Here is a 25,668-nt window from a genome sequence, read left to right on the forward strand (position 1 = left end):
TAACTGATCCTGTTATGATGCGTCTTCCCACCCTGCTATCTATGGCTGGCTTGGCGGCCTGCCTGCTGACTGCCTGTTCCCGCGAGTCGGAGCCGGACCCGGAGTATAGAATGTCGGCCGACCAGCTGGCCTGGCAGCCTTACCACGTCAACGACGTGCTGCGCTTCGGCCACGCCAAGGATGGCAAGGTGCGCACCTACCGCATCACGGAAATAAACGAGGAGATGGTGGAGTATAGTCTCGGGCTGTTTACCAAAAGGGTGGACCGGAAACAGCAGTTTAACGTGATGGCCGAGCGCACCGACTCTATTCAGTTCGACTACATCACCAAGTCCAGCACCGTTGGCGGCACCCTGGTTACCACCATCACCGATTCAATTCGGCACCAGATTCGTTTGCTTAGGATAGGCTTGTACCCGGCAGGATCAAGTAACCCACCTTCTTTGGCGGCCTCCTGCTTCTGGGGCTGGAACCCGATATATTTTTCCTTTCCCCTACAGGAAATCATATTTGGCGCTCCTAAGGACTATGCTTACTTAGACCTGACTGTGGTGCCCAACCTGACGCTTGGCCCCCGCACCTACCCCGAAGTGCTGAAAGCTGGCTCTAAGGATACAAACAGCCGCTCAACGCGCCGCGCTAAAGTAGTTCGCACGCTCTACTTGGCGAAAAACGAGGGCATCGTCGGCTTCGAGGAAGATGGCACCGGGCTTTGGTATAAGCTCCCATAAGTACTCTATATTCCCGGTGTTCTTGCGAGTAGCACGACGTGCGCCGTCCGCTGCGCAGTAACCAACGAGCTTTTGAAAGCCCTTTATTCCAACCGGAGTAAAGGGCTTTTCACTTTAGAGGGCTCCACCCATTTCAGAGGACGGATGGCCGCGCTTCGTGCGCCATGACACGGGTATTACCTTGGCCTCTTCATTCACATTCTCCACATTAACTAGTAGCTTAAAGCACCGACCTAACCCCACCGCCTTATGCTAGGATTAATGATGAACGAGCCCCTGCGCATTGCCGGGCTCTTGCAGCACGCCGCCAAGTGGCACGCCGACACCGAAATCGTGACGCGCCTGACCGAGGGCGGCATTCACCGCTACACCTACCACGCCGCCCACCAGCGGGCCCAGCAGCTGGCCAACGCCCTGACCGAGCTGGGCGTGCAGAACGGGGACCGAATCGGGACCCTGGCCTGGAACAACCACCGCCACTTCGAGCTGTATTATGGCGTGTCGGGCATCGGAGCGGTGTGCCACACCATCAACCCGCGCCTGTTTGCCGAGCAGCTCATCTACATCATCAACCACGCCGCCGACCGGTTCATTTTCTTCGACCTGACCTTTCTGCCCCTGGTTGAGAAGCTGGCTCCGCACTGCCCCAAAGTCGAAGGCTGGGTGCTCATGACCGACCGGGCCCACATGCCCGAGGCCAGCACCCTGCCCGATATCCGCTGCTACGAGGACCTGCTGGCCGCCCACCGTGCCGAGTTTGAGTGGCCCTATTTCGACGAGAATACCGCCTCCTCGCTCTGCTACACCTCCGGCACCACCGACCAGCCCAAGGGCGTACTCTACTCCCACCGCTCCACGGTGCTGCACAGCTATGCGGCCGGCCTGTCCGACTGCTTCAACTGCTCGGCCCGGGACGTGATTCTGCCCGTGGTGCCCATGTTCCACGTCAACGCCTGGGGCATTCCGTACCTGGCCCCCATGATTGGCTGCAAGCTGGTGCTGCCCGGCCCCGGCCTCGACGCGGCCAGTTTGTTTGAGCTCTTCGAGAACGAAGGCGTGACCTTCTCGGCCGGGGTGCCCACCATCTGGTTTGGCCTGCTCACCTTTATGCGGGAGAAAAAGGTCCGGTTTAGCACCCTCACCAAGATGATAGTGGGCGGTGCCTCCTGCCCACCGGCCTTGCTTAAGGCCTTCGACGAGGAGCTGGGCGTCAGTATCCGCCACGCCTGGGGCATGAGCGAAACCTCGCCCCTGGGCACCGTCAATACGCCCAAAAGCCAGCAGCTTACGCTCAGCCCCGACGAGCAGTTTGCCATCAGCACCAAGCAGGGCCGCAGCATCTTTGGCATCGATATGAAAATCGTGGACGATGAGGGCCGGGAGCTGCCCCACGACGGCACGGCCTTTGGTGACCTGCTCGTGCGCGGACCCTTCGTGGCCGCCGGCTACTACCAGTCCGACAACCGCGCCCAGTTCACCCCGGACGGCTGGTTCCGCACCGGCGACGTGGCTACCATCGACCCCGACGGCTTTATGAACATCACCGACCGCTCGAAGGACGTCATCAAGTCGGGTGGGGAGTGGATTAGCTCCATTGACCTGGAAAACCTGGCCGTGGCCCACCCCGCCATAGCCGAGGCCGCCGTCATTGGCCTGCCCCACCCCAAGTGGAGCGAAAGGCCCCTGCTGGTGGTCGTGCGCAAGCCCGGGGCCGAGGTCAGCAAGCAGAAGCTGCTCGACTTCTTCGAGGGCAAAGTGGCTCACTGGTGGAAGCCCGACGCGGTGGAGTTCGTCGACCAACTGCCCCACACCGCCACCGGTAAGCTGCTCAAAACCAAACTCCGTCAGGACTTCGCCGGCTACGAGTTTCCCCCGGCCCACTAAAGAACTATTCCTCCTATCCCCTGCCATCCTCTTTTCAGCTGTCATCCTGCGCAGAGCGAAGGACCTTCCTCGCCTATCCCACTACGGCTAGTACCAACGTGCAAAAGCCCTTTACCGCACCAGCAGTAAAGGGCTTTTGTACATTTAATAAGCTTGGTCAGAACAGGAAAGAAGGTCCTTCGCTCTGCGCAGGATGACAGACGAAAAAAGGGGAGCTTGCTCGGCCCAGGAACCTACCCTTACTGCCGGGAGTCCTGGCTCTGCATCTTCTTTTCGATAAGCTGCTGAAGCTCGGGAATGTTCTGCTGGAGGCGCTGCTGCCCCATCTGCATGGTGGCCCGCAGCAGCTCGGGCTGCTTGTCGAGCAGCTTCTGTCCCGCCGCCGACTTGTAGAAGGTGGTCAGACTGCGCAGGTCCTTTTCGGTGAACTCGGCCGCGTAGAGCTGCACCATATCGTCTTTGAGCGTGGCCCAGCTCATGTGCTTGGTCATGAACGTGCGCAGCTCGGGCTCCACCGACTTCATATCGGGGCGCTGCTGCACCTGCATGGTCACCATCTGGTCGATGCTCTTGTTCATGTTTTGCTCCATGTTCATGGCTTGCAGCAACTCCTCGGCCGCCTGCCGCTGCTTGGCCGACACGGCAGCTACTGGCGCGGAGGCAGCTGAGGGAGTGGCAGTTTGCGCGGCCAGGGGCAGTGCTACAGTCAGGGCGAGTACCAGGGTCAGGAGCTGCTTCATATCCGTTGGTACGCAACTGCCCGAAAAGTGGCGGGCTTCCGGCCCACATTCGGCTCCGGCCACCGCCGCAAAGCCCGCCCCACTCCGCTGCCCCAAGCCCGCAGTAGGCTTAGCCTCCACCTAGAGTAGGCTCGGAGTAGCCCCAGGGAAAGTGGATATTTCCTCTATCCTGCTTCTAAGCTGCCTCTAGAGTGGCTCTAGACTGCTTCTAGACAAAATGGCTGTAAGCGCTATTCTAGCAAGCAAGCTTGGTAGGACAAAAACTAGGATGAGAGCTTACAACAGAAACTGCCGTAGCGTTTGGTTACCGGGGCGGTCGAAGGCCCGTACTTCGAGGCGAATAGCGGGCTCGGCCAAGCTGACTGAGGGCAAGCTAAACAGCCAGCAGCCTTCGGGTTGCAGCGCCGCCGGCCCCTGCACTAGAAGCTGATCGGTGGCCGAGTACAGGTGGGCTTCTACGGCCGTGACGGCAAAATCATCGGTGGCATAGAGGCGAATGACGTCGTGGGGGCGGCCCTGGTAGGCGCTCAGGTCGGCTCCCAAGACTTCGGGCGCGTTCAGGTAGTCAGTAATGGCTACTAGGCGGGCGTTTTTGAGGCGGTCGGTAATTCCAGTGGCGTAGAGGGCCTTTAGGGCCGGATCCTGCTTGAGGATTTCGGCGTAGCACTGGGCATAGTGCATGCGCAGACGCTGGGTGAGCTGCTTGTCAGAAGGCGGAGCCTTCTTGGGCCCCTCGGCTGCCGAGACGATGGTTTGCTTGCCAACCTGGCGAACGGTGATACCGCCGATAGTGCCACTGAGGCCTTGTAGGAGGCTGTTTCCGGTTACCCGAGCCATAGGATAATAAGATAGTAGTTAAGGGATGCTGAAGATGAATATTCTACCGAATAATAACTAGTAATTAAGCTGTTACACCCAGCACCGAGTAAGGCCGGCACGTAGCCGGCCCGCGGGCTCACACCTTGATAATGATGCCGCGCCGGTACATCATCCACAGCACCCCAAGCCAGATCAGCACGCCGGCCAGGCCGCCAGCCAGGGAAGCCAGGTAGGGGTCGGGAATGAAGGGCACGAATAGGGTCTGGTAGAGCCAGTCCTTCATCCCGACGGGCCCATTGGGGCCGGCTACCTGCCAGTGGTTCAGGCCCCGGGCCAGCAGGCTGGACAGGAAAAAAGCGGTAATGGCGTTGACGCCAAAGGCGACAAAGGGCGTGAGGCCGCGCCGGTAGCCCTGCACGTCGATAAGCCAGTAGAAGGCGGCCAGAACCATCGCCGCAATGCCGCCGGTGTAGAGCACAAAGGAGCTGGTCCAGAGACTTTTGTTGAGCGGCAGCCAGTTACTCCACACCAGGCCCAGCAGCAGGGCCGCGCCCCCGGCCACTAGCAGCCAGGCTACCTTCGAGGCAGCGTCCAGGTTCTTCAGGCGCAGCAATTGCCCGGCCAGCAAGCCCAGCAGGCCGGTGCCGATGGCGGGCAGCGTGCTGAGCAGGCCCTCCGGGTCCCAGGTGCGGCTTTCCTGCCAGAGGTGGGCCTCCCCCAGCACCAGCCGGTCGAGCCAGGCGCCCAGGTTGGTAGCGGGTTCCAGGTTGGCCGCCCCGATGCCGGGCACGGGCACCAGCTGAATCAACACGTTGTAGCCAACCAGCAGCAGGGCCAGCACCCCGAGCTGCTGCCGCCAGGTGGTTTTCACGAACAGCACTCCGCAGGCCAGAAACACCAGCGCAATGCGGGCCAGCACCCCCGGAATCCGGACGGTACGCAGGTCCCAGAGCAGAAACAGGGAGGCAAACAGACCCAGGCCAAACAGCACCGCCGCCCGCCGCGCAATGCGCCTGAGCAGCGGCCCGTGGTGGCCGGCCTGCCGGGCCGAGTCCAGGGCGTAGACGATGGACACGCCCACAATAAAGAGAAAGAAGGGAAATATCAGGTCGGTCGGAGTGCAGCCGTGCCACTTGGCGTGCTCCAGCGGGGCGTAGATGTGGCCCCAGTCGCCGGGGTTGTTGACCAGCAGCATGGCCATGACGGTCAGGCCCCGGAATACGTCGAGCGACATCAGGCGGCCGGGCAGCCGGCTACCACCCGACCGTTCTGGGGCGTGGTAGCAGCAAGAACGGGAGCAGCAGGAGTAGCGGGGGCAGCAGGCAGACTGGACATAGCGGATACGGATATAATGGCCGCGACCGGGCCGGTGAAAGCTTTCAGGAAGGCGGTAGTGGCGCAAACCTACCGGGCTACTGCCTGTTCTAAAGATGGCAAATTTCGGCGTAGTAGCAGCCCGGCGCACTTTTCGGGAGCTTCAGTGTCAGGACTGCACGCGCGGTGGGCGGCCCGCCTAGCCGGGCTTCGGCCCCAACCTCGTACTTTTGGCAACCTCATGGCAACTCCCGACCACGTTACGCTGACTCTCGCCCGCCACGGCCTTCGCCAGACGCCCATGCGCCGGGCCGTGCTCAGCGTGCTGTTCAGCAAGGCGTTTGCCCTCTCCAGCAACGACATTGAGCAGGCCCTGGCAGAAGACACCGACCGGATTACGCTCTACCGCACCCTGCGCACGTTCGAGCAGAAAGGCGTCATTCACCGGGTGCTCGACAGCTCCGACGTTATCCGTTTCGCTGCCTGCTCGGCCACCTGCACCGAGCAGGCCCATGCCGACGACCATGTCCACTTCAAGTGCTCCGTGTGCCAGCACACCTACTGCCTGCAACAAGTCGCCATTCCGGCCGTGCAGCTCCCCGGCGGCTTCCAGGCCACCCACCGCGACTACCTCATGTCGGGCGTGTGCGAGAAGTGCCATGCGGTGAAATAGTGAAATGGTGAGATGGTGAGTTAATTAGGCTGGGCAGAACGTCATTCCGAGAGGAGCAAAGCGCAGTCGAGGAATCTTGCGTGCTGACGTTGCCGCAGTAATCTGATTACCATTGCCCGTTGCCCGCTACTCGACATGACGTCCGCTGAACGCCATAAAAAAGGCCCGCCTGGATATTCCAGGCGGGCCTTTTTCTATTCGTAGTCTTCCCTCCTACCGATAATTCGGGTTTTGGAGAAATTCGCCCTTGTTGGTCACGGCATCGAGCTGGCGCTGCGGGATAGGACGCACCGTGTGGTAGTCCTGAATGCTGGCGCCGGCTTCGGGGTTGTTTTTCTTGACCCGCTCTACCAGCTTGTTGGTGCGCTTTAAGTCAAACCAGCGCAGCTGCTCACCGGCCAGCTCCCGGGCCCGCTCGTCGAGGATAAAGTCCAGGCTCAGGTCGGCGGCGCTGATGCGCATGTCGGCTACCTTACCGGGCAGGGCGGCCCGCTCCCGCACGGTGTTGATTTGCTTAACGGCGTCGCCGGTGTTGCCTAGCTTGAAGTTGGCTTCCGCGGCCATCAAATACACATCGGCCAGGCGAATCACGTAGGCGTCACGGGCACTTTGCTCTTCCTGGGGCGTGGGCCGGGTTGGGTCGTCAAACTTGCGCAGGCACACGTACTGCAGGCGGTTTTTGCCGGCTCCGTTGGGGCCATAGATGTCGTTGACATCGTAGATGACATACTTTTTGCTAGCCCGTACCGCGGCCGGAATGGCCTTTTTGGTGGCCAGAATGGCCGTGTCGCCGACGGCCAGCTTGCCGGCCACAGCCGTGTTGGCCCGCCACACCGTGCGGAAGGAAGCCGCGTAACGCGAGTCCTTGGTTTCGTCGAAGAGATTGAGCAGAAACTTGGTGGGCATGAAGCGGTTGAAGGGCCGGCCGTTGACAATGTCGCGGGTCATGCCGGGCTGGTCGTCGTACTTCATCATCCACACCAGGTGGCCGTTATTGCCGCCGCGGGAGTGGCCGTCGGGGTACAGGTTGGCATCCACCCGGTCGTTCAGGGTCAGGTCGCGGGAGTAGTTCACGGCCCACACGATTTCCTTGTTTTCCAGGTTGCTCATCGACCACAGGTCGGCATAGTTCTGCTGGAGGGAAAAGCCGTAGCTCGAAATTACTTTCTGGGCCAGCTCGGCGGCTTCCTTATTGTTGCCGCGGGTCAGGTGCATTTTGGCCAGGAAGGCCTCGGCGGCGGGCTTGGTCACGCGGCCGTACTCGGTGGCTACCTGGGGCGTGGTGGGCAGGTTAGCTACGGCAATAGCTAAGTCTTCGAAAATCTGCTTGTAGAACTCGTCTACCGGCGTACGGTTGGCCGTCTTGACGGCGCCCAGGGTTTCGGCGGTGGTGAAATGCACGCCGCCCCAGCTTTCCACAATGTGCCAGTAGTAAAAGGCCCGCAGGAAGCGCAGCTCGCCTTCCCGGATTTTCTTCGTAGCGTCGCTCATACCCGACTGCCCCACCCGGCTGATGCCGGCGTTGCAGACGTTGATGCCGATGTAGAGCTTGCTCCACAGCGACTCCACGGCCCGGGAGTTGGATTGCAGCGTGGTGTAGTCGGTCAGGTCGGGGTTTACGTCACCGGCTCCGCGCAGCCACAGGTCAGTGCCCATTTCCGACATGCTGTAGCCGTCTTCCTTGCCGTACCACCAGCGGGTGTAGGAGTAGGCGGCATTCACCAGGTTGTCGAAGCCGGCCGGCGTGGTATACACCGATTCGGGGGTCAAACCTGAAGGGTTGTACTCTTCCAATTGCTTTTCGCAGGAAGTAAGTCCGGCCAGCGCTACGGCGGCCAGGGTGCTGTATATGTATTTCGAGAATTTCATGGGAGCGTTGTTAGTTGTCAGTTGCTCGTTGTCCGTTGTTAGTTGCTGATTGTTAGTTGATAGTTGTTCTATTGGATACCAGAACGAGCTAACAACTGACAACGAACAACTATCAACTAACTCTTAAAAACCGAGGTTGATACCGGCCAGCACCACGCGCGGGATGGGCGTGGTGATGGGGCCGCCCCGCTCGGGGTCGTAGTTGTCGATTTTGCTGACGGTGTAGAGGTTCTTGCCCTGCACGTAGATGCGGGCCGTGCCCACGCCGACTTTCTCCAGCCAGCCCTTGGGCAGGTTGTAGCCCAGCGTCACGCCGCGCAGCTTGGCAAACGAGCCGTCGCGGTACTGCAGCGTGGTGCCGTAGAGGCTGCTCTGCATCGTCGACTTCGAGAGGGCAGCGTCGGGGCGAGGATACTCGTTGCTGGGGTTTTCGGGGGTCCAGTAGTTGTGTGCGCCGCTGTTTTCGATGCCCTGGGGGTCGAAGATCTGGGCGTACTCGTAGTTGATCATCTGGCCGATGCGGGCGAATACCTGGAACGAGAGGTCAATGCCTTTATAGCTGAAGTCGCTGTTGAAGCTGCCGCTCCACTTGGGCACGGCCGAGCCCAGCACGCGGCGGTCGGCCACCGCCGTGATTTTGCCGTCGCCGTTGAGGTCTTTCACCTTGATCTGGCCGGGCTTCTGGCCGAAGGTTTTGGCTAGGTCAGCCTCGTCGTTTTGCCAGATACCGATTTTCTCGTAGTCGTAGAACACGCGCACGGGGTAACCCACGAAGCGGTTATTGACCAAATCGTCGGCCCCACCCAGCTCCAGGATACGCTCCTGGTTTTTAAACCAGGTCAGGCCCACGTTCCAGCGGAAGTCGGGCGTTTCGACGGCCAGGGCATTAAGGCCCACTTCCACGCCCCGGTTGCGGGTTTGCCCGATGTTCTCGATGATGTTGCCGCGGCCCGTGGTCGAGGGCAGGAAGTTGTCGAGCAGCAGGTCCTTGGTCATCGTTTCGTACACGTCGATGGAGCCCGTAACGCGGTTGCGGATCAGGCCGAAGTCCAGACCCACGTTCTTGGTCCAGGAAATTTCCCAGTTCAGCTCGGTGTTGCCTACGCGCTTGTCGAAGCCGTAGCCGGCGGCGCTGGTTTCGCCGAAGCTGTAGGGAATGCGCGTCAGCACGCTCTGCGACGAATAGGGGTCCACGTCGTAGTTGCCGGCCTTGCCGTAGCTCACGCGCAGCTTCAGGTCGGTTACGGGCGTCACGCCTTTCATAAACTCCTCGTCGACGATGCGCCAGGCCACGGCGGCCGAGGGGAAGAAGGCGAAGTTGTTGCCCTGGTAGAGCTTCGAGGAACCGTCTTCACGGGCCGTGAGCGTGAGCAGGTAGCGGCTCTTAAAGCCGTATTGCACCCGGCCGGTGAGCGAAATAAGCTTGCTGCGCGTCAGGTTGGTGTAGGGCGTCACGACCTGGGCGGCGTTAGCCAGGGCGTAATACTGCTGGTAAGGTACCGGAATCCCGCGGCCCTGGGCCGTCGATTTTTCCAGGTTGAACGTGAGCAGCGAGGTAACGCCGGTAGCTGAAATGGAATGGTCGCCGAAGGTTTTGTTGTAGTTCAGGATGTTTTCCCAGCTCCAGTTGGTTTCGAAGCCGGTGCCGTAAGAAGCCTGGTTGACCTGTCCGTTGCGGTCAATCGAGTACTGGCCCTGGTAGATGCCGGTGCGCTCATTGGAAAGCGTCAGGCCCACGTTGGAGCGAAAGTTCAGGTTGGGCAGGATCTGGTAGCTCACGTAGGCCGTCGAGAACGTGCGGGTCCGGCGGGTGTTGTTGGAGTAGGCGTCGGTCTGTTCGTCGGCCAGCGGGTTGAGGAAGGCCGCGTTATTGGGGTAGTTCACGAAGTTGCCGTTGGCGTCGTAGGGCGTAAACAGCGGGTTGATTTTGTTGGCCAGGTTGGTGGGGTCGCGCCGGGTGTCGAGGTTGTAGTAGGTGAGCTGGTTTTGCAGCCCGATGCGCACCTTGTCGTTGATGGCCTGGTCGATGTTGGCCCGGAAGGAATAGCGGTTCAGCTTGTCGTTACGGAACAAACCCTGCTCGTTGTAGTAGTCGCCGGAGAGGTAGAACTTGGTTTTCTCCGAACCACCCGCTACGCCAATCTGGTGCTCCTGCTGCACACCGTTGCGCAGCAGCAGGTCGGCCCAGTCGGTGGACGTACCGTTTTCAATAGCCTGCAGCTCCAGGGGCGTGAAGATTTTCGAGTCGTCGGCAGGGCTGTTCCAGCGGCCGGTGGTGCGGTTGGCTTCCCGCTTCTGAGCCACGTACTCGGCGCCGTTGTTCACCTTGGGGTAGTACACCTTGTCGGTAATGCCATAGTAGGAGTTCAGGGAAATAGTGGTTTTGCCGGCCGCGCCCTTCTTGGTGGTTACGATGATAACGCCGTTGGCGCCCCGGGCCCCATAGATGGCCGTGGAAGCGGCGTCTTTCAGCACTTCCATGCTCTGGATATCATTGGGGTTGATGTCCTGAATCGAGTTGTACTGCACCCCGTCCACGATAAAGAGCGGGCCGTTGCTGGCCAGAATCGAGCGGTTGCCGCGCACGGCAATGTTGACGGCCGCCCCAGCCGAGCCGCTGGCGCTGGTAATATCCACGCCGGGCAGGCGGCCCTGCAGGGTTTCCATGACGTTGGCGGCCGGAATCTTTTTCAGGTCAGCTTCCTTCACCGACACGATGGCTCCCGTCACGTCGCTCTTCTTCACCTCCCCGTAGCCGATTACCACAACCTCATCCAGGGCTTTTTGGTCGGTTTTGAGCTTTACCGTCACGGCATTCGAGCTGCCGACGGTCACAGTCTGGGGCAGGTAGCCCACGTAGCTGAGTACCAGCGTGGGGTCGGTGCCGGCGGGCACGCTCAAGGAGAAGTTGCCGCTGCCGTCGGTACCGGTGCCGATAGTAGTGCCTTTCACCACTACCGTCACGCCCGGCAGCCCCTGACCTGAGGCTTCGTCGAGAACTTGCCCGGTCAGCTGCCGGGCTTGCTGGGCCCAGCCCTGCCCAACCAGGCCGAGCAGCAGCACCATGAGTAGTAACCAGTTTTTCATGTGGGAAGGGAGTTGGGTGGAAGTTAGATTTGTCGAAGAACCAACGGGCGTGAGTCGACACGCACCTCCCTCATAAGGTTGCCGTAATCAGCCAGAAACCACAGAATTGGGCCGGAATATTTTATGCAAACGTTGTCGGGAACGTTGCCAAATAGGGTTTTTAGGATACTTGATGAGTAATTACTCACTCCCGGATACCCGAATAGGGCTGCTGCGAGGACTTAGACACCTAGCAACAGCCATATAATAATTGTACTATATAAACACTACCGCCTTCTTTTGGCCTCGCAATGAGCCGGGTGTGCTGCCGTCGGCCCGGCCACACAAGGCAAAAGCTCAGCTTACAGAGCTTCTTTGCTTTACCCCAATCTTTTCGAAAAGCGAGGAGGTCAGGAAACGCATCGCCAATCGGGGTTTCTTGATCGTTGAAAAGGCAACCAGTTGCTTAAACTTGGCCGAAGGTACAGGGGTGCTTTACTGATCCGCAGAGCCCTCTGAGCAAGCCTTCCAAGAAAAGAAGGTCAAATACTGCTATAGGCATTGCGGGCATACCCGAGTAGGCCGCTGTCGGATGGTTGGCGTAAGGGTTGCAAGTACGCAAAGACAACCTTTTGCCTACTTTCAGGATCAAACTACTAAACGCGAGACAATGAGAAAGTATGTGACTTTAGCCGTGTTGGTAGTAGGCCTGCCTGCGTGTAGCCTCTTGGGGACTGACTGTGGCCGTAATCGGCCCGATACCTATTATGACGTGCAGGGAATAGGCTTCTCTGTGGCCCGGCAGCCACGTGATAAATCATGGGAATTTGCGGCGGCGGGTAACACCGTGCCTAGTCGGGAATTACGGCTGCGTCTGACGCTAAAAGAGCGCCATTACACCGTTGTACCAGTTGCAGGGCTGCTGCCAGCCGCCTATGCTTGTGACCCCGTGCCGGCTGGCAGCTTGGGCTCAACCGAGCAGATGGACAGCTTAAGTATCACGAGCGACTATGATTTCGATGCACTTCATCCCGCGGGCACCCAACTTGCCGACCTGTTGCTAGTTGATGAGCGGTATTCCCTTCTAGTACCGTCACGGCAAATGCCGCTGGAGCCTTTCCGGTTTGTGGAACTCAGTTTGCGAGAGGCTCCTGCGACGACAGGTCCGCAAAAGTTTCGCGTGTACTACCGGCAAACGAACGGAGAGATATATACCGCTGAAACGGTTGCTATTACGCTGGCACAATAAGCCAAAGCCCGTCTGCTTCCTTATAAGCCACATTCAGAAGCAGGAAGCGAAGGGTAAACACCACTATGCCGAGGTGAGTCTGAGAGGTCTACTTAATATCACCCAAACGGCGCGTTACGTTGACACGAGCAGTGTGGGGCTCAGCGTGCTACGATTTCCGTATTCTAAAAGGCTGCCAACAACACTAAAAAAGCGTTCCGGCATGTGGCCAGAACGCTTTAGAAAATAGGAATAAGAACAAGCCTACTGGGCCGGGTTTCCCCAACGACAGGGCTACCCTTACTTTTTACCGAACAGCCGACCAAAGAATCCCCGCTTCTTGGTCTTGACCTTGACTTTGGTAACCTCAGCCGTTTCAGAATCTACTGTCGGACTCGGTGTGGGAACAGGCCGGGCCGACGCGGGTGGAGCAGTTGCAGGTGCAGGCGTCTGGGCTACAATTACTTCGGCTGCTTTGCCCTGAGTCGTTACCCGAATCGGAGTGCTTTCGTTGTGCAGCCTATCCACGGCGGTGAGGTAGTAAGCGTAGTCGGTGCCAGGCGTGGCGCTGGTATCCACCAGCGTGGGCGCGGTGCCGGGGCGGTTTTGCACGAGGGCCACGATGTTGCGGGGGTCGTCGGGGGTGGGCTGCTGATCTTTGGTGAAGCGGTACACCACGAAGTAGCGGGCCACGTCGCCATCGGCAGCCACGGGGCCGGACTGCCAGCTCAGGGTCGTGACTGCCCCGGCGCGGGCCAGCACCAGGTTCTGGGCCGGGCGGGGTGGTACGGCATCCATCCAGGGCATGGTGGGCACCAAAGCCGGGTAGCGGAACAGGTTCTGGCGCAGCGAGTCGCGGGTGTGCAGCGGGTTGGCCATCAGGGAGCGGGCACTAAAAAACACGCTACCGCTGACTTCCGTGGGGTACGAGCGGTTCAGGCGCACCTGCCGCGGGAGTTCCCGCGGGTTGCGCCAGGTCGTGTCGGAGCGGGTGTTTTCCAGCATGCGGTAGGCACCCTGCCCAATGTAAAGGTGACGGTCGAAGTGGTTGCGCGTCCACCATTCAAGCAGCGTGGCGTAGGGCACCAGCTTGAAATTGGTGCTCCAGTACAGCTGGGGTACGATGTAGTCGATCCAGCCTTCCTGCAGCCAGAGGCGGGAGTCGGCGTAGAGGTTGGCGTAGCTGGGCTGCCCGGCGCGGGTGTCGGAGCCCTCGGGGTGGGCCGACTTATTCATCCAGACGCCAAAGGGCGAGATGCCGAACTTTACCCAGCGCTTCGTGCCCTGAATCGTGTCGTGCAGGCCCTGAATCAGCTTATTCACGTTCTGCCGGCGCCAGTCGGCCAGCTTCAGGCTATCGGGGTTGTAGAGCTGAAACGCCGCCTCGTCGTGGATTTTCAGGCCCGGCTCGGGATACGGGTAGAAGTAGTCGTCGAAGTGCACCCCGTCGATGTCGTAGCGGCGCACCACGTCCAGAATGACCTGGGTAATGTAGTTGCGCACTTCAGGCAGGCCGGGGTTGAAGAGCAGCTTGCCGCCAAAGCGCAAAAACCACTCGGGGTGCTGCTTAAACGGGTGATTCGGGGCCAGGCGGCGCGTCACGGAGTCCATGCTGGCCCGGTAAGGGTTAAACCAGGCGTGAAACTCCATGCCCCGGGCGTGGGCCTCCTCAATTAGGAACGGCAGCGGATCGTAGGCCGGGCTAGGGGCCTTGCCCTGCTGGCCGGTGAGCCACTTGCTCCAGGGCTCCAGCTCACTCTGGTAAAAGGCGTCGGCGGCGGGGCGCACCTGCACAAACACGGCGTTGATGCCGTTGCGCTGCTGCACGTCTAGGATGCGGCGGTACTCGCGGCGCTGCTGCTCAGGGGTGAGCGTGCGGCTGCTGGGCCAGTCAATATTCTCGACGGTGGCAATCCAGACCCCGCGCAGCTCCCGTTTGGGCGGCCCGTCCTGGGCTCGGAGCGGCCGGTCCAAGCCGAGCAGAATCAGAAAACAAGCAAACCAAAGAGCAAAGGGGCGGCCAGCGGCAGTCAATCGGAACATCAGCACAGAAACGGGAAAAACGTCCGCAAATTACGCACCCGCCCGCCGCTTGCCACGGTTAAGCGCCTAAAATCAGGCCCTGTAGCTGGATTGCGTCATTGATTTCCCGCAAAAACCTTCCCATTCCCTTGCATACAGTCTTTAGGGGCCACAGGCTAGCGCAGCTATTTTACAGCTGCATTCCGAAATACCGGTGCAAGGCAGCATCGAACTCGGCCGGACCAGCCAACTCGGTTTCGGTCAGGCTCTCTCCTTCCTTGATACGAAGCGTGTTGCCGGTAATGGTGATGCGCCCCGTGGGCGTAGCCAGGGAGCACAGCCGCTTGCGGGTGAAGTGGGAATCCGGACTAGTTTGGTGAAACTGGCACATGGCGGCAAATTCGGACAGCTCCCGCGGCGTGTCCCGGAATAGGTATTCGGGCTGAAAACGGGCGCCGTCGGACTTCTCGACCACCAGATACTGCGCGTCGTGGCGGCGGATGCGGAATACGCCGCGCGAGTCGGTTTGCTCCAGGTCGAGCGTGAGCTGCAGCGGCCCCAGGGTAAACTCGCCGAAACCAACGTCGACCAAATAATCGGTGCCGCCCAGGGTGACGAGGCAGGCCAGATGGTCGAATTCGGGCCCAAATTCTTGCTGAGCAGTGTGCACCCGGGCCGAAATCAGCCGGACGGTAAAGCCCAGGGCGCGTAGCAAGCCGGCAAACGCGCTGTTAAGCTCATAGCAGAAGCCGCCTCGCCCCTGCTCCACGATTTTGGCGTAGCTGCCAGCCAGCTCAATGGGGCGGCCCAAATGAATATCCAGGTTTTCGAAGGGCACCCGAAACAAATGGGCCGCCTGCAGTTCCCGCAGCGTCTGCAGGTCTGCGCCGGGCTGGCCGGAGTACTGCAGGCGTGCCAGATACGCAAGTGAGTTCATCGAAAGTCGGTCAGCAGGAAGACAAACCGCGGCGGTAGCAGGCGGCGCGGGGCGTAAAGCTAGCAACCGGCGCCAAAGATGCCACCGGGGCTGAAGCTTGGGCCGTCTGCCGACCCGACGCGGCACAAAAAAGCCGCCCCGGGATGGGGCGGCTTCTAGGCTACGGTTTCTGGTGGGAAGCCTTAGTTGTGGTTCTGGCGGGTGTCGTTCTGGTCTTTGTTGCCAGCGTTACTACCGCCTTCCATACCATTGGTCTGGCTGGCGTCGCCGTATTCGCCGCGGATACCGTCACCGTTGCCCATGTTGCTCTGGGTGCTGGTGGTGGCATCGTTCTGCTGGTCTTGCTCTTCCTGTTGAGCCTTTTGGGCGGCGGCATAGGCTTCGTTTTTCGAAGTGCCGTCCTGACCGTGGTTGGTGGTGCTCACGCGACGGGCGCCGCTGTCTTCGGAAGTAGTGTCGGTATTATTGGGTTTGTTTGACATGGCTTTTTTAGTTGTTAGTTGGCAGTTGTTAGGTTGAGGTTGTCAGTTGTTGGTTGTCCGTAGTTAGGTCGTTCTAACAACGGACAACCAACAACTGACAACTAAAATTAAAGCTGCGGGACCTGGCCGGTTTCGCCGCCCGATACGCCGGTGCCGGTTGAGGTGGAGCTGCCGCCCACGTCCCCGTCGGCGGCGTTGCCGGGCTGGTCGTAGTTGGGGCCGGTACTTACGCGCTTGCCGCTTATTTCGTGGCCGCCTTCGGTGCCGCCGCTGCCGGAGTTGTCGTCGGCGTTATTGCCGCGCAGGGCTTCGGTGCCAGTAGCTTGCCGGCCTTCGGGCTGGCGCTGCTCCGACTGCGACGTGCTGGCCTGCTGAATGTTGCGGCCGTCGGCAGGTATTTCCTGAGGATCTTGCATGAGCTGGTGGGACTAGGTGGGCAAAGCACCGCCTTGGGGGCCGTGCCTTAGTCTATACGCCGGGCAGCCGGGCTGGTTTACACGAGTCCGCTGGATTTGCCTGCGCTTTTTCCCATCTTACGGGTTGAGACGCCTCCGTATAGTTTAGCTTCGCGCATGTCAGCCCCGCTTTCCCCGAGTTCCGATTTCCTGCTTTCCAAAACCAACGCGGAACTGCTGTACCTGGTACAGAATCCCGGCTTTTACCACGCCGATCTTATTGTGCGGGCCCGCCATGAGCTTAGCCGCCGGGGCATCTCGGTGGCCCCGCCTCCCCTGGCTACTACTCCGGCCGGGGAGCAGGCTTATGTGGAAGTCCCATCCCGCCGCTGGCTGGCGCCGGCTTTGGGCGCGGGCCTGGTTGCCGCGGCAGTGGGCTTGTTTTTCTGGCCAACGACGACGCCCAAGCCCGTCGTAACGGCCAAACCCCAGCCCGCGCCCCTGGCCTCGGTAGCCACGCACCAGCTGCCGTCCTTCGATACGCTGACCACTGCCCAGCTGCAAAAGCTTACAGCCACCCTGCCCACCGCCGAGCGGGCCGATACCACTGCTCAGCGTAAATTTTTGATTTTGGCCCGCCGGTTCTGGGAGGCAGAAAACCAGTCGAACTACCTCTTCGACCAAGTAGTGGCGGAAAAAATAGACGCCACTTTCCCCGGCCAGGTGGCTATGAATCAGGGCCAATGGCGGCGCCTAACCAGCGTGCTCGTGTATAGCCACCGCCTGCAGCCTACCATGCTGCGGGAGCTGGCCCAGATGCGGCGTGTGGCCATCATCCGCACAACTACGCTGGCCTGTCAACTATCTGACTTCCAGGCCGGGGCCCCGGTGCTGAATGAATATTCCATGCTGATGAACGACTCGGTTCTGTATATGCGCCAGGCCCTGCTGGGTGTGCCGCTGGATCAGCGCCTGACACCCGGCACCATCACTAAAACCCACACCAAAGTGGCCCCGGCCGTTAAGCTGCTGACGGAACTGCCCCCGACGCGACCCGGCCACAACCCGGTATATGTGCTGGATGGCGAGCTGCTAGCCAGCGACCCGCAAACCGGGGAAGCGCCGCCCCAGGTTACGCGCCTGGCCCCCGACGACATTCAGCGCGTGACGGTGCTCGACGGGGCCATGGCGATGCGCGCGTTTGGGCCCCGGGCCCACGCCGGCGCGGTTGTCGTCGTGACCAAAGAGGCCGCCGAAAGCCAGGACTAAGGGCCGGGGCAAACTTTTTCCGGCCTTGCGGCTTTACAGAACCACCATGGCAGCCGAGTCAACATTAGCGGAGTTATTCGCCCAAAAAACGGACGCGGAACTGCTGTACTTCGCCCAGAATGCCCGCCGCTACCCCCCGGCCCTGGGCGAGGCCGCCGTGCGGGAACTGCAGCAGCGCGGCCTCGTGCCCACGGAGCTGACTCAGCCCCTTGCGCCACCCGCCCCGACGACACTTGAGCAACCTTGGTACCAGCTAGCTGCCGATACGCTGGGCCGCCTGCTGTGGCCCTCGGCCACGTACTTCGTTACCCCGCTGCTGCTGCTGCTGAACTTTCTGGTGTTTGGCCTGATGGTCGGGGCCGGTGTGGACGCCTTTCAGCCCCGGGCCACCGACCTGATTGGCTGGGGTTCCAACTTTTCCCCTCTGAGTTTGCACCAGCAGCCCTGGCGTCTGCTGACCAGCTGCTTCGTACACGGCGGCCTGACGCATTTGCTGCTCAATAGCCTGGCACTGCTGTTTCTGGGCCGCCTCACCGAATCCCTTATTGGCCCGCGGGCCCTACTGCTCCTCTACCTGGCCAGCGGCGTGGGCGGCAGCCTAGCCAGCGCCTTGTGGCACGAGTTGGGCGTCAACTCGGTAGGGGCTTCCGGGGCTATTTTTGGGCTGTATGGTTTACTCTTGGCGCTGGCTCTCACTGGGGCGGTGCCCCAGAGCCGGCAGCAGCGCTACGGCCTGCTCTGGCTTGTTCTGCTCCTGGTTCCAAGTCAGTTGCAGGCCGGGCTGGAAGGCAACGGCCCCACTGATAATGCGGCTCACCTCGGTGGCTTGCTCACCGGTAGCGTGCTGGGGCTGATCTATGCGGCTTTTACGCGTAAGAATAAACCCGTGGAATAGCACCCCCTGAAGATGTGGTTGTACCGTATATTGTGGGAGCCCTATCTTTGGGCCCTTGGCAACCTTATGCCTTATTTCCTCATCTAGTCCCAAACAACTTTAGTCTTTTTTACAACCTCTCATTTCCTTACCTGCTATGAAAAAAACTTTTCTACGCTTTCTTCTTACGGCCCTGACCAGCGCTGGCGCCCTGACGGCGGCCTCGGCTCAGGCCCTGCCCAACGGCAACTTTGAAAACTGGGAAACCCGCGGCGCTACCCTCGCCCCAGTGGGCTGGGTTACACTGGATGACGCGTTTGGCCTTCCAATTTCGTCTGGCACCGTCACCCGCTCTAGCGACAAAAATGGTGGACAATACGCAGCTTTGCTGGAAAACAAACCCTACATCCTGCCAGGTGTTACCTTCCCTGGCGTGCTGGCCATCGGCACCAATGCCGATCCGGAAGCCGACCTCCCGGGCGGTGTTCCCTTCACGGGACGGCCGGCTAACATGCAATTCCACTATAAGCTGACCGGGACGACAGCCGCTTCCGAAATAGCGGGCGTTCAGGTGGCTCTCACCCGCTGGACGGGTACCGAGACGGTGATTGTGGCCGCTGGCGGCGCCGAGCTGGCTCCTGCAGCCAACTACACCCTCGAAACGGTTCCGCTGGAATACGAGTCGAGTGCGACGCCCGATTCTATCCGCATCATTTTTGCCTCCGGCACCTCGGACGAGCCGACGGTGGGCACCGCCCTGCTGATTGATGACGTGGTAATGACCGGTACGGCGCTGGCTACGGTAAATGCTGCCCGCAACGCGGCTGTTTCCGTTTCGCCCAACCCCAGCACGGGCGTGTTTACGCTCAGCACCTCGCGCGACGCCAGCTGGACCCGCTCGGCCTACACCGTAACCGACGTAGCCGGCAGGGTAGTACAGCGTGGTGCCGCAGCGCCCGTCAACGCTTCGGGCCAGCGCACCGTAGACCTACGCGGGCAGCGGGCAGGTATGTATACCTTACGCCTCGATACGCCCGAAGGACCGGTAGTACACAAACTCTTGCTGCAGTGACCGATGTAACCTCACCTTCCGGTGATTCTTCCGACCGCCCTTCGCGCTGGCGCCGATTTTCGGCGGCGGCCCGAAGGGCGGTTTCGCTTCCGGCCCAAGGCCTCGATTACCTCTACCACACCGGGCAGGCCTACCGCCACTTTACCCTCCCGATTCTCAACGGCGCCATCGGCGACCAGTTGGCCGCCCGCCACGACGCCCGCGCCATTCAGATGAGCTTCCGGCAGCTCGGGGCCGATGTAGCCGTAGCCGACCTGCACCTGCCGGGCCCGCCGCTTACCACCGTGGTATTTTTGCACGGCCTGATGGGCGACGAAATGATCTGGCAGGCCGGCACCCCGGATACCCCCCGCTACGGCCCGTTGCTGCAGCGCGAAGCCGGCGTGCGCTGCCTGTACGTGCGCTACAACAGCGGCCTGCACATCTCGCAAAACGGGCAGTTGCTGGCCAGCCTGCTCACTGACTTGGTTCAGGCCCACCCCTCGGGCGTGGGCGAGCTGGTGCTGGTGGGCCACTCTATGGGCGGCCTGGTCATCCGGAGCGCGGGCTACTATGGTACGCACACCGCTACCGGAGCCCCGGCCGAGTGGGTGAGCCGGCTCCGGTCGGTGTTTTTGCTGGGCGTTCCCAACGACGGGTCGTTTCTGGAACAGAACAGCCACCTAACTTCCGTGATGCTGCGCAAGATAAATGTGGCCCCGACCCGCTTTCTGAGCAAAGCCATGGACCAGCGCAGCAACGGCATCAAGGACCTGCGCCACGCTTTTCTGGTGGATGCTGACTGGCAGAATCCGCATGCTGATGACCTGCTCATGCCGCCGCGCACGGTAGTGCCACCCCTACCCAGGGTGCGTTATCATGTATTGGTAGGCTCCCTGCTCAAAACGGCCACTTCTGCCCTGCACCATTACTTCGGCGACGGGTTGGTAGGCGCCGGCAGTGCCCTGGGCCGGGTATTCGGCGACCCAGCCCTGCCGCCCGAGGCCCAGGTACAGACCCGCGTGTTTGCCCAGCAAAGCCACGCCGGCCTACTATCGAACCCGGAAGTATATCAGTACCTGCGTGAGCAACTCTAAGCAGCGTAATACCTTAGCTAGCTACAGCTACAACAGGCCATAAAAAAACAGCCCAGTCGTAAATCGACCGGGCTGTTTTTTTATAGATAATAATAACCACTAAATAATAATAACAACCTATAATTATAAAACATTGAATAACAATTACACTATAATAATAGCACCTTATAACTCAAATAGTATAAAATCAAATACATTATTAATGATTGACGTAACCCTGCTCCAGTATCGTTTTTTCATAGCTACTCTGTTCTTAGTGTATTGCTGAGTACTTAGTGCCTTTCTGATGATACAAACATATACTAGGCTCGAAGCGAAATGAAATTTATTACACCAAGCCGGATTTGCTAGGGACCAACCTGGCGTTGGGGCGGCTATATGCCTTGCTTTAGCCGGTTTGACCCTGTGACTTCCACTTCTCCGGTGCTTGCTAAGGCGAAGACCCGCCCTTCATACATGTAGAAAGATGATTAGAGCCTGGTTTCTGCTTCCCTAGGCACCTAGTACCAATATGTCGCTTGGTTGATGCCGGGTCGTAGTTCTGGTTTGCCATATTCATACAAAAGGAAGGGCCGGCCCGGAATAACCCCGAGTCGGCCCTTCATAAAATAACTAATCCTGATAAAATAATCTATTTACACTAACAATAAATTTATATCTAAAAATTAATTTAAACTAAAATATATAAGCAATAGAAACCATACAATAACTACGCTTTTATAATATAAAATCAACTTAGTAATGATAGTGTAAATTAACCCACTAATAGAACCTACTAAATCTTCTTTTCGGCTGCTATTTCCGTTGTGATGATACAAACATAGCATCTACCTTCAGCCACCTGAAATTTATTACACCAATACCCGCTTTGGCAGGATAAACCGCCCCGATGGCAGGGAGCTACGGGTGTTAGGCAAACAAAAGCCCCAGACCGTTGAATTCGGCCCGGGGCTTTTGTGGGTGCTTCTGATGCTATGCTTAGCTGGCCTTACCAGTCAGACTGAGCGTAGTGAAGGCGCTGCTAATGGTCAGGGCGGGCAGCACGAGGCCGGTTTCGGTAGTTTCTTCGGTTACCACGGCGTCGGCTCCATCCAGAGTTGCTTGGGCAGCGGCGAAGCTCAGGCCGTGCAGCAAGATGCGGTAGGTAGTAAAACTAGGCTGGTAGTCGCCTTCCGTGGCCTGGGTAATGCTCAGGCTAGTGGCGGTGCCCGTCACGGTGAAGCGGCGCGTGGTGCTCTGGCCCTGCTGGTAGCCGTAGCCCTCGCCCCCGTCGTCGTAGACTACGCTGGTTTCCGAGCCCTGCTTATAGTACACGTGCAGGGTCAGCTCTTCCACCGTTTTTTCGCCTACGTACTGCATCAGCGGGTACATGGGTATTACTGCGCCGGCCTTCACGAACAGCGGAATCCGGTCCAGGGGCGCGCTGGCCCACACTTCGGCCCCGCCGGCCTTGGCCTCGTCGGTCCAGTAGTAGAACCAATCACCGCGGGGCAGGTACATCCAGCGGCCGTCGGCGCCGGCCTGGGTGATGGGGCAAACCAGCAGGTGGTCGCCGAGGCTGAACTCGGCCATGCGCAGGTAGGTTTCCGTGTCGTTCTGGTCGAGGAACGTGAGGGGCCGCAGCACGGGCGTGCCGTTTTGTACATACTGCCAGAACGTGGTGTACATGTAGGGCAGCAGGCGGTAGCGCAGCTCGATAAAGCTCCGGGCCAAATCCAGGTACTGCTCGCCGAAGCTCCAGGGCTCCTGGTCGCCATGGTCGCCGGAGCTGTGAGTGCGGAAGAACGGGTGGAAAGCCGCCAGGGCCACCCAGCGCACGTACAATTCGCCGTCGGGAGTATCGATGAAGCCGCCCACGTCGGAGCCCACGAAGCTGAAGCCCGAGATGCTCAGGCGCTGGCACTGAATGTTGGCCAGCCATAAATGCTCCCAGCTGGCAATGTTGTCGCCGGTCCAGGCCGAGGAGTAGCGCTGCCCGCCGGCGTAGGTGCTGCGCGTAATGGTGAAGGGCCGGTTGGGGTAGCTAAACTGCTTGACGCCGGCGGCCGTGGCCCGGGCCATCTGCATGCCGTAGATGTTGTGGGCCTTTTTGTGGGAAGCCGAGTGCCCGTCGTAATTAAAGCGCACGTCGTCGGGGAAAGTGCCCTTCTCGAACACGGCCGGCTCGTTCATGTCGTTCCAGACCCCGCGCACCCCGTCTTCCTGAATCAGGCCTTTAAACAGGCCCGCCCACCACTCGCGCACGTCGGGGCGGGTGTAGTCGGGAAAGTTGCACAGGCCGGGCCACACCGAGCCCTTCATCAGGGGGCCGTCGGCGCGGCGGCAGAAGTAGTCGTTTTCGAGGCCTTCTTTGTAGACGCTGTAGTTAGGGTCAATCTTGATGCCGGGGTCGATAATGACGATGGTTTTGAAGCCGTCCTCGGCCAGCTCCTTGACCATCTTTTTGGGGTCGGGGAAATGGGTGGGGCTCCAGGTAAAGCACCGGTAGCCGTCCATGTAGTCGATGTCCAGATACAGCGCGTCGCAGGGGATTTTCCGGTCCCGGAAGCCCTTGGCGATGCCGCGGAAGGTGCTTTCGGGAAAGTAGCTCCACTTGCACTGGTGGTAGCCCAGGGCCCACATAGGCGGCAGCTCGGGCGGGCAGGTCAGGCGGGTGTATTCTTGGGTGACTTCGGTGAGCGTGGGGCCGTAAATGAAGTAGTAGTTCATTTCCCCGCCCATGGCCCAGAAGCTGGTCACGTCGGCCCGCTCGGCGGCAAAGTCGAAGGAGGCCTTGAAGGTGTTGTCGAAGAAAATGCCGTGGGCAATTTTCTGCTGCAGCTCCAGGTAGAACGGAATGTTCTTATAGAGCGGGTCAGAGCCCTTGGTGTAGCCGTAGGTGTCGGTGCCCCAGTTGGTGAAGCGCTTGCCGCGCAGGTTCATGTTGTCAGGCTTGTCGCCCAGGCCATAGTAGTGTACGCCGCTTTGCACCTGCTTGCTCATCTTGACAATGTCGTTGCCGGTTTCGTAGTCGTACTCCCAGTGGAAGCCCTTCTCGTCGGCCGACAAGAGCGTGCCCGAGCGGTCCAGAAGGCGGGCGGCGGTGTTCTGCTTGCTGATGGTGCAGATCAGGCGCTCGGTGGTAATGCGGTAGTGGTCGGGCTTCTCGCGAAACTCCAGAAACTCCAGCGTGGCCCGGGGCTGGTCGGCGGGCACGGCGTAGCTGAAGTCGGCGGCGAAGCCGGCTTCAGTGGCGTAGCGGAAGCGCAGAATTTTGTCGGTAATGACCTGCACGCTAAGTTGCACGCCGTTGTCGCAGGTAAAGAGGAAGTCGCTGCCCTGTTGGGAGCAGGAAAGAACCTGGCCGGGGAAGAATTCTTGCTTCCCTTTGGCGGCCAAGTCATTGACCATGTAGTTATTTTCCTGAATCGAATCGGCCATCGAGGGGTCGTCTGGAAGAAGTGGGCAAAAAAAACTCCGGCCCGGCCGGAAGCGCAACAATTAAGCCTGCAAGGTAAAAATGATTCCCACGAAATTTGCCTAACATTAGCGTCTCAACCGTTGAAACCGTATTAGAGGGCTACCAGGCCCTTTTTCTTTCGCTTCTCTTTCGCCGCTACCGCCTGCTACTTATGGAACATCATCCTCTCAACGTGTTACTGCTGGGCTGGGATGAGGCGGCGCAGGCGGCCGCACCTCCTACCTCGCCGGCCCTGGATTTGTCGCGTCAGCTGGCCGAATACGGGCCCGTATCGGTTATCGTGCCCCAACTGCCCAACGCCGCCGCGCTGACTTCGGCCGACCAGGTTATTCGCCTGAATCTGTTGAGTGCGGCCCAGCTAGCCACTGCCGCTACCGCGCGGCGGTCGGCGTTGCCGGGCTCCTGGCAGGCGCCAGCCGCGCCTTACGTCGGGGCCAGCGTGCAATCGGTTGCCCCGGAATCAGCTAACCCCGAATCTGCCGCTACGGTGGCTGCCTTGCAGGGTACGGCCTCTACCCCTGCTTTGGCAGTGGTACAGGGAACGGCACTCCCCAGCCCTACTCCACCAGCTCCTACCGCGGCTCTTACTTCCCAGCAGAGCCTGCTGAATGAGGATATCTTTGCCGAGGCTACGAGCGAGCTGGGCCCCGAAGAAGCCGCCGCGCTTGACCAAGCTGCCGACAACCTGACGCTGCTAGCTACACAGGAAGATACAGCTCCCGTAACGCCCAGCCAGCAGCCCGTAGCAGCCACCCCGGCCGCCGAAAAAACGGCGGCTCAGGCTTCATTTGTGCAGGCCCTCAAAGCGCTGGACAATGCCGAAGACGGCGCCGACCTCAACTTTCGGGTAATTCAGTACGCCCGGTTTGCCACTCCCCTGGCCGGGAGTCAGCCGTTTGGGGTAGTATACGCGGCCGACTGGCACGCCTGGTTGGCGGCCCTGGAAATCCGGCAACTCACGGGTCGGCCCCTGGTGCTGCACGTGCAAACGTTGGCCGCCGACCGGGACTCGCCGGCCGACCGGGGCTGGATTCTGGAGCTGGAACGCTTAGCTTTGCGCCGGGCCGACCTGGTGCTGGCCAATACCGACGCGCTGGCCCAGCGCCTGACGTCCTTTTACAACATTCCCGCGGCCCGAATCCGGGTAGTAGCCGCCGACGATACGGTGGCGCTTAACGACGCATTGACCCAGGTGAAGCCCCGCTCCTAACCGACTTGGTCCACCTTATTCCCTTTTTCATGTCCGAATCTTTCGAACAACGCTTTACCGCCACTCTGGAGCTCGACGACACTGACGGTGGCGTACAGATCCTAATTCCGTTTGCCCCCGGCGAGACGTTTCAGCAGAAACCCCCGTTTCACGTGCGCGGCACCATCGACGGGTTTCCATTCCGGCTGACGCTGGTGCAGAACAAGGACGGCGAGTACATGCTGCCCGTGGGCAAGCAGATTCGTCGGGCCATCGACAAAACCTGGGGCCTACCAGTGGATGTGGTCATTCAACTCGACACCGAGGAAGCCTCGTTTGAGCTGCCCGAAGACCTGGCCCGGGCCCTGTCGCAGTCGGGCTACCGGCCCAAGTTCGACCAGCTGCCCTACCCCTACCGCCGCGAGTACGTGCAGTGGATTGAGCGCGCCAAGAAGCCCGAAACCCGGATGCGCCGTATCAAGGAGTCGGTGGAGCTGATTAGCGCGGGTAAAAAGCTAAACTAAAAAGCTTGCTACAAGCTAACAAGCAAGGCCGTCACGCGTGACGG

20 protein-coding genes are annotated in these 25,668 nt (G+C 60.0%); 10 read left to right on the forward strand and 10 right to left on the reverse strand.

What is annotated here, in order from left to right; all coding sequences use genetic code 11:
• The first annotated feature begins 14 nt into the window (after positions 1-14).
• Positions 15-731, forward strand: a complete 717-nt coding sequence (locus MUN80_RS23335) for a hypothetical protein (protein WP_244716868.1) — start codon at positions 15-17, stop codon at positions 729-731.
• A gap of 249 nt (positions 732-980) precedes the next feature.
• The gene (locus MUN80_RS23340) at positions 981-2,615 is read left to right on the forward strand and encodes a 3-(methylthio)propionyl-CoA ligase (protein WP_244716870.1); all 1,635 of its coding nucleotides are present in this window, start codon (positions 981-983) and stop codon (positions 2,613-2,615) included.
• 239 nt (positions 2,616-2,854) lie between these two features.
• Here MUN80_RS23340 and MUN80_RS23345 read toward each other — a convergent pair whose 3' ends face one another.
• The 3 genes from MUN80_RS23345 to MUN80_RS23355 all read right to left on the reverse strand — a co-directional run bounded on the left by MUN80_RS23345 (position 2,855) and on the right by MUN80_RS23355 (position 5,408).
• Positions 2,855-3,355, reverse strand: a complete 501-nt coding sequence (locus MUN80_RS23345) for a DUF2059 domain-containing protein (protein ID WP_244716872.1) — start codon at positions 3,353-3,355, stop codon at positions 2,855-2,857.
• A 276-nt stretch (positions 3,356-3,631) separates the two neighbouring features.
• Complete coding sequence (locus MUN80_RS23350; RefSeq protein WP_244716874.1) at positions 3,632-4,192, reverse strand: hypothetical protein; 561 nt, start codon at positions 4,190-4,192, stop codon at positions 3,632-3,634.
• Between the two features lie 118 nt (positions 4,193-4,310).
• Positions 4,311-5,408 carry an acyltransferase family protein gene (locus MUN80_RS23355; protein WP_244716876.1) on the reverse strand — a complete coding sequence of 366 codons (1,098 nt, stop codon included), beginning with the start codon at positions 5,406-5,408 and terminating at the stop codon, positions 4,311-4,313.
• 321 nt (positions 5,409-5,729) lie between these two features.
• On the opposite strand from MUN80_RS23355, the gene MUN80_RS23360 reads away from it, so the two are divergent.
• Positions 5,730-6,161 (forward strand): Fur family transcriptional regulator, encoded by a 432-nt coding sequence (locus MUN80_RS23360; protein WP_244716878.1) that lies wholly within the window; start codon positions 5,730-5,732, stop codon positions 6,159-6,161.
• Between the two features lie 213 nt (positions 6,162-6,374).
• On the opposite strand, the gene MUN80_RS23365 is transcribed toward MUN80_RS23360, so the two are convergent.
• Positions 6,375-8,030: a RagB/SusD family nutrient uptake outer membrane protein gene (locus tag MUN80_RS23365; protein WP_244716880.1), complete on the reverse strand. Its 1,656-nt coding sequence runs from the start codon at positions 8,028-8,030 to the stop codon at positions 6,375-6,377.
• A gap of 123 nt (positions 8,031-8,153) precedes the next feature.
• The gene (locus MUN80_RS23370; protein ID WP_244716882.1) at positions 8,154-11,117 is read right to left on the reverse strand and encodes a SusC/RagA family TonB-linked outer membrane protein; all 2,964 of its coding nucleotides are present in this window, start codon (positions 11,115-11,117) and stop codon (positions 8,154-8,156) included.
• A 649-nt stretch (positions 11,118-11,766) separates the two neighbouring features.
• Between MUN80_RS23370 and MUN80_RS23375 the strand changes: the two genes are divergently transcribed.
• Entirely contained in the window at positions 11,767-12,345 is a 579-nt protein-coding gene (locus MUN80_RS23375; protein ID WP_244716884.1) for a hypothetical protein, read from the forward strand.
• A gap of 279 nt (positions 12,346-12,624) precedes the next feature.
• Here the strand turns inward: MUN80_RS23375 and MUN80_RS23380 are convergent, their stop codons facing one another.
• The 4 genes from MUN80_RS23380 to MUN80_RS23395 all read right to left on the reverse strand — a co-directional run bounded on the left by MUN80_RS23380 (position 12,625) and on the right by MUN80_RS23395 (position 16,181).
• A complete protein-coding gene (locus tag MUN80_RS23380; RefSeq protein ID WP_244716886.1) occupies positions 12,625-14,367 on the reverse strand; it encodes a glycoside hydrolase family 10-like protein in 1,743 nt (580 codons plus the stop codon).
• A 169-nt stretch (positions 14,368-14,536) separates the two neighbouring features.
• Entirely contained in the window at positions 14,537-15,283 is a 747-nt protein-coding gene (locus MUN80_RS23385) for an arylamine N-acetyltransferase family protein (protein WP_244716888.1), read from the reverse strand.
• Positions 15,284-15,465: 182 nt separating this feature from the next.
• Entirely contained in the window at positions 15,466-15,765 is a 300-nt protein-coding gene (locus tag MUN80_RS23390; RefSeq protein WP_244716890.1) for a hypothetical protein, read from the reverse strand.
• Positions 15,766-15,872: 107 nt separating this feature from the next.
• Positions 15,873-16,181, reverse strand: a complete 309-nt coding sequence (locus MUN80_RS23395; protein ID WP_244716892.1) for a hypothetical protein — start codon at positions 16,179-16,181, stop codon at positions 15,873-15,875.
• 156 nt (positions 16,182-16,337) lie between these two features.
• Here MUN80_RS23395 and MUN80_RS23400 point away from each other — a divergent pair, with 156 nt between their 5' ends.
• The 4 genes from MUN80_RS23400 to MUN80_RS23415 all read left to right on the forward strand — a co-directional run bounded on the left by MUN80_RS23400 (position 16,338) and on the right by MUN80_RS23415 (position 20,451).
• Complete coding sequence (locus MUN80_RS23400) at positions 16,338-17,429, forward strand: porin family protein (protein ID WP_244716894.1); 1,092 nt, start codon at positions 16,338-16,340, stop codon at positions 17,427-17,429.
• A 46-nt stretch (positions 17,430-17,475) separates the two neighbouring features.
• Positions 17,476-18,324: a rhomboid family intramembrane serine protease gene (locus MUN80_RS23405; RefSeq protein WP_244716896.1), complete on the forward strand. Its 849-nt coding sequence runs from the start codon at positions 17,476-17,478 to the stop codon at positions 18,322-18,324.
• 136 nt (positions 18,325-18,460) lie between these two features.
• Positions 18,461-19,375, forward strand: coding sequence for a T9SS type A sorting domain-containing protein (locus tag MUN80_RS23410; protein ID WP_244716898.1), 915 nt, complete (start codon positions 18,461-18,463; stop codon positions 19,373-19,375).
• Complete coding sequence (locus tag MUN80_RS23415; protein WP_244716900.1) at positions 19,372-20,451, forward strand: esterase/lipase family protein; 1,080 nt, start codon at positions 19,372-19,374, stop codon at positions 20,449-20,451. Before MUN80_RS23410 ends, MUN80_RS23415 begins: the two co-directional genes overlap by 4 nt.
• 978 nt (positions 20,452-21,429) lie before the next feature.
• Here MUN80_RS23415 and MUN80_RS23420 read toward each other — a convergent pair.
• Positions 21,430-23,871: a glycoside hydrolase family 31 protein gene (locus MUN80_RS23420; RefSeq protein ID WP_244716902.1), complete on the reverse strand. Its 2,442-nt coding sequence runs from the start codon at positions 23,869-23,871 to the stop codon at positions 21,430-21,432.
• 191 nt (positions 23,872-24,062) lie between these two features.
• On the opposite strand from MUN80_RS23420, the gene MUN80_RS23425 reads away from it, so the two are divergent.
• The gene (locus MUN80_RS23425) at positions 24,063-25,121 is read left to right on the forward strand and encodes a glycosyltransferase (RefSeq protein ID WP_244716904.1); all 1,059 of its coding nucleotides are present in this window, start codon (positions 24,063-24,065) and stop codon (positions 25,119-25,121) included.
• A gap of 29 nt (positions 25,122-25,150) precedes the next feature.
• Entirely contained in the window at positions 25,151-25,624 is a 474-nt protein-coding gene (locus MUN80_RS23430; RefSeq protein ID WP_244716906.1) for a YdeI/OmpD-associated family protein, read from the forward strand.
• Positions 25,625-25,668 lie beyond the last annotated feature (44 nt).

Origin of the sequence: Hymenobacter cellulosivorans, from assembly GCF_022919135.1 — a bacterium.
Classification (GTDB): Bacteria; Bacteroidota; Bacteroidia; order Cytophagales; family Hymenobacteraceae; genus Hymenobacter; species Hymenobacter cellulosivorans.

Bases quoted from the DNA above. Each gene is read 5' to 3' on its own strand.
- MUN80_RS23390 (WP_244716890.1), bottom strand. From the start codon at position 15,765: ATGTCAAACAAACCCAATAATACCGACACTACTTCCGAAGACAGCGGC.
- MUN80_RS23350 (WP_244716874.1), bottom strand. From the start codon at position 4,192: ATGGCTCGGGTAACCGGAAACAGCCTCCTACAAGGCCTCAGTGGCACT.
- MUN80_RS23405 (WP_244716896.1), top strand. From the start codon at position 17,476: ATGGCAGCCGAGTCAACATTAGCGGAGTTATTCGCCCAAAAAACGGAC.
- MUN80_RS23395 (WP_244716892.1), bottom strand. From the start codon at position 16,181: ATGCAAGATCCTCAGGAAATACCTGCCGACGGCCGCAACATTCAGCAG.
- MUN80_RS23380 (WP_244716886.1), bottom strand. From the start codon at position 14,367: ATGTTCCGATTGACTGCCGCTGGCCGCCCCTTTGCTCTTTGGTTTGCT.
- MUN80_RS23400 (WP_244716894.1), top strand. From the start codon at position 16,338: ATGTCAGCCCCGCTTTCCCCGAGTTCCGATTTCCTGCTTTCCAAAACC.
- MUN80_RS23340 (WP_244716870.1), top strand. From the start codon at position 981: ATGCTAGGATTAATGATGAACGAGCCCCTGCGCATTGCCGGGCTCTTG.
- MUN80_RS23360 (WP_244716878.1), top strand. From the start codon at position 5,730: ATGGCAACTCCCGACCACGTTACGCTGACTCTCGCCCGCCACGGCCTT.
- MUN80_RS23420 (WP_244716902.1), bottom strand. From the start codon at position 23,871: ATGGCCGATTCGATTCAGGAAAATAACTACATGGTCAATGACTTGGCC.
- MUN80_RS23370 (WP_244716882.1), bottom strand. From the start codon at position 11,117: ATGAAAAACTGGTTACTACTCATGGTGCTGCTGCTCGGCCTGGTTGGG.
- MUN80_RS23355 (WP_244716876.1), bottom strand. From the start codon at position 5,408: ATGTCGCTCGACGTATTCCGGGGCCTGACCGTCATGGCCATGCTGCTG.
- MUN80_RS23345 (WP_244716872.1), bottom strand. From the start codon at position 3,355: ATGAAGCAGCTCCTGACCCTGGTACTCGCCCTGACTGTAGCACTGCCC.
- MUN80_RS23410 (WP_244716898.1), top strand. From the start codon at position 18,461: ATGAAAAAAACTTTTCTACGCTTTCTTCTTACGGCCCTGACCAGCGCT.
- MUN80_RS23375 (WP_244716884.1), top strand. From the start codon at position 11,767: ATGAGAAAGTATGTGACTTTAGCCGTGTTGGTAGTAGGCCTGCCTGCG.
- MUN80_RS23385 (WP_244716888.1), bottom strand. From the start codon at position 15,283: ATGAACTCACTTGCGTATCTGGCACGCCTGCAGTACTCCGGCCAGCCC.
- MUN80_RS23365 (WP_244716880.1), bottom strand. From the start codon at position 8,030: ATGAAATTCTCGAAATACATATACAGCACCCTGGCCGCCGTAGCGCTG.
- MUN80_RS23430 (WP_244716906.1), top strand. From the start codon at position 25,151: ATGTCCGAATCTTTCGAACAACGCTTTACCGCCACTCTGGAGCTCGAC.
- MUN80_RS23335 (WP_244716868.1), top strand. From the start codon at position 15: ATGATGCGTCTTCCCACCCTGCTATCTATGGCTGGCTTGGCGGCCTGC.
- MUN80_RS23425 (WP_244716904.1), top strand. From the start codon at position 24,063: ATGGAACATCATCCTCTCAACGTGTTACTGCTGGGCTGGGATGAGGCG.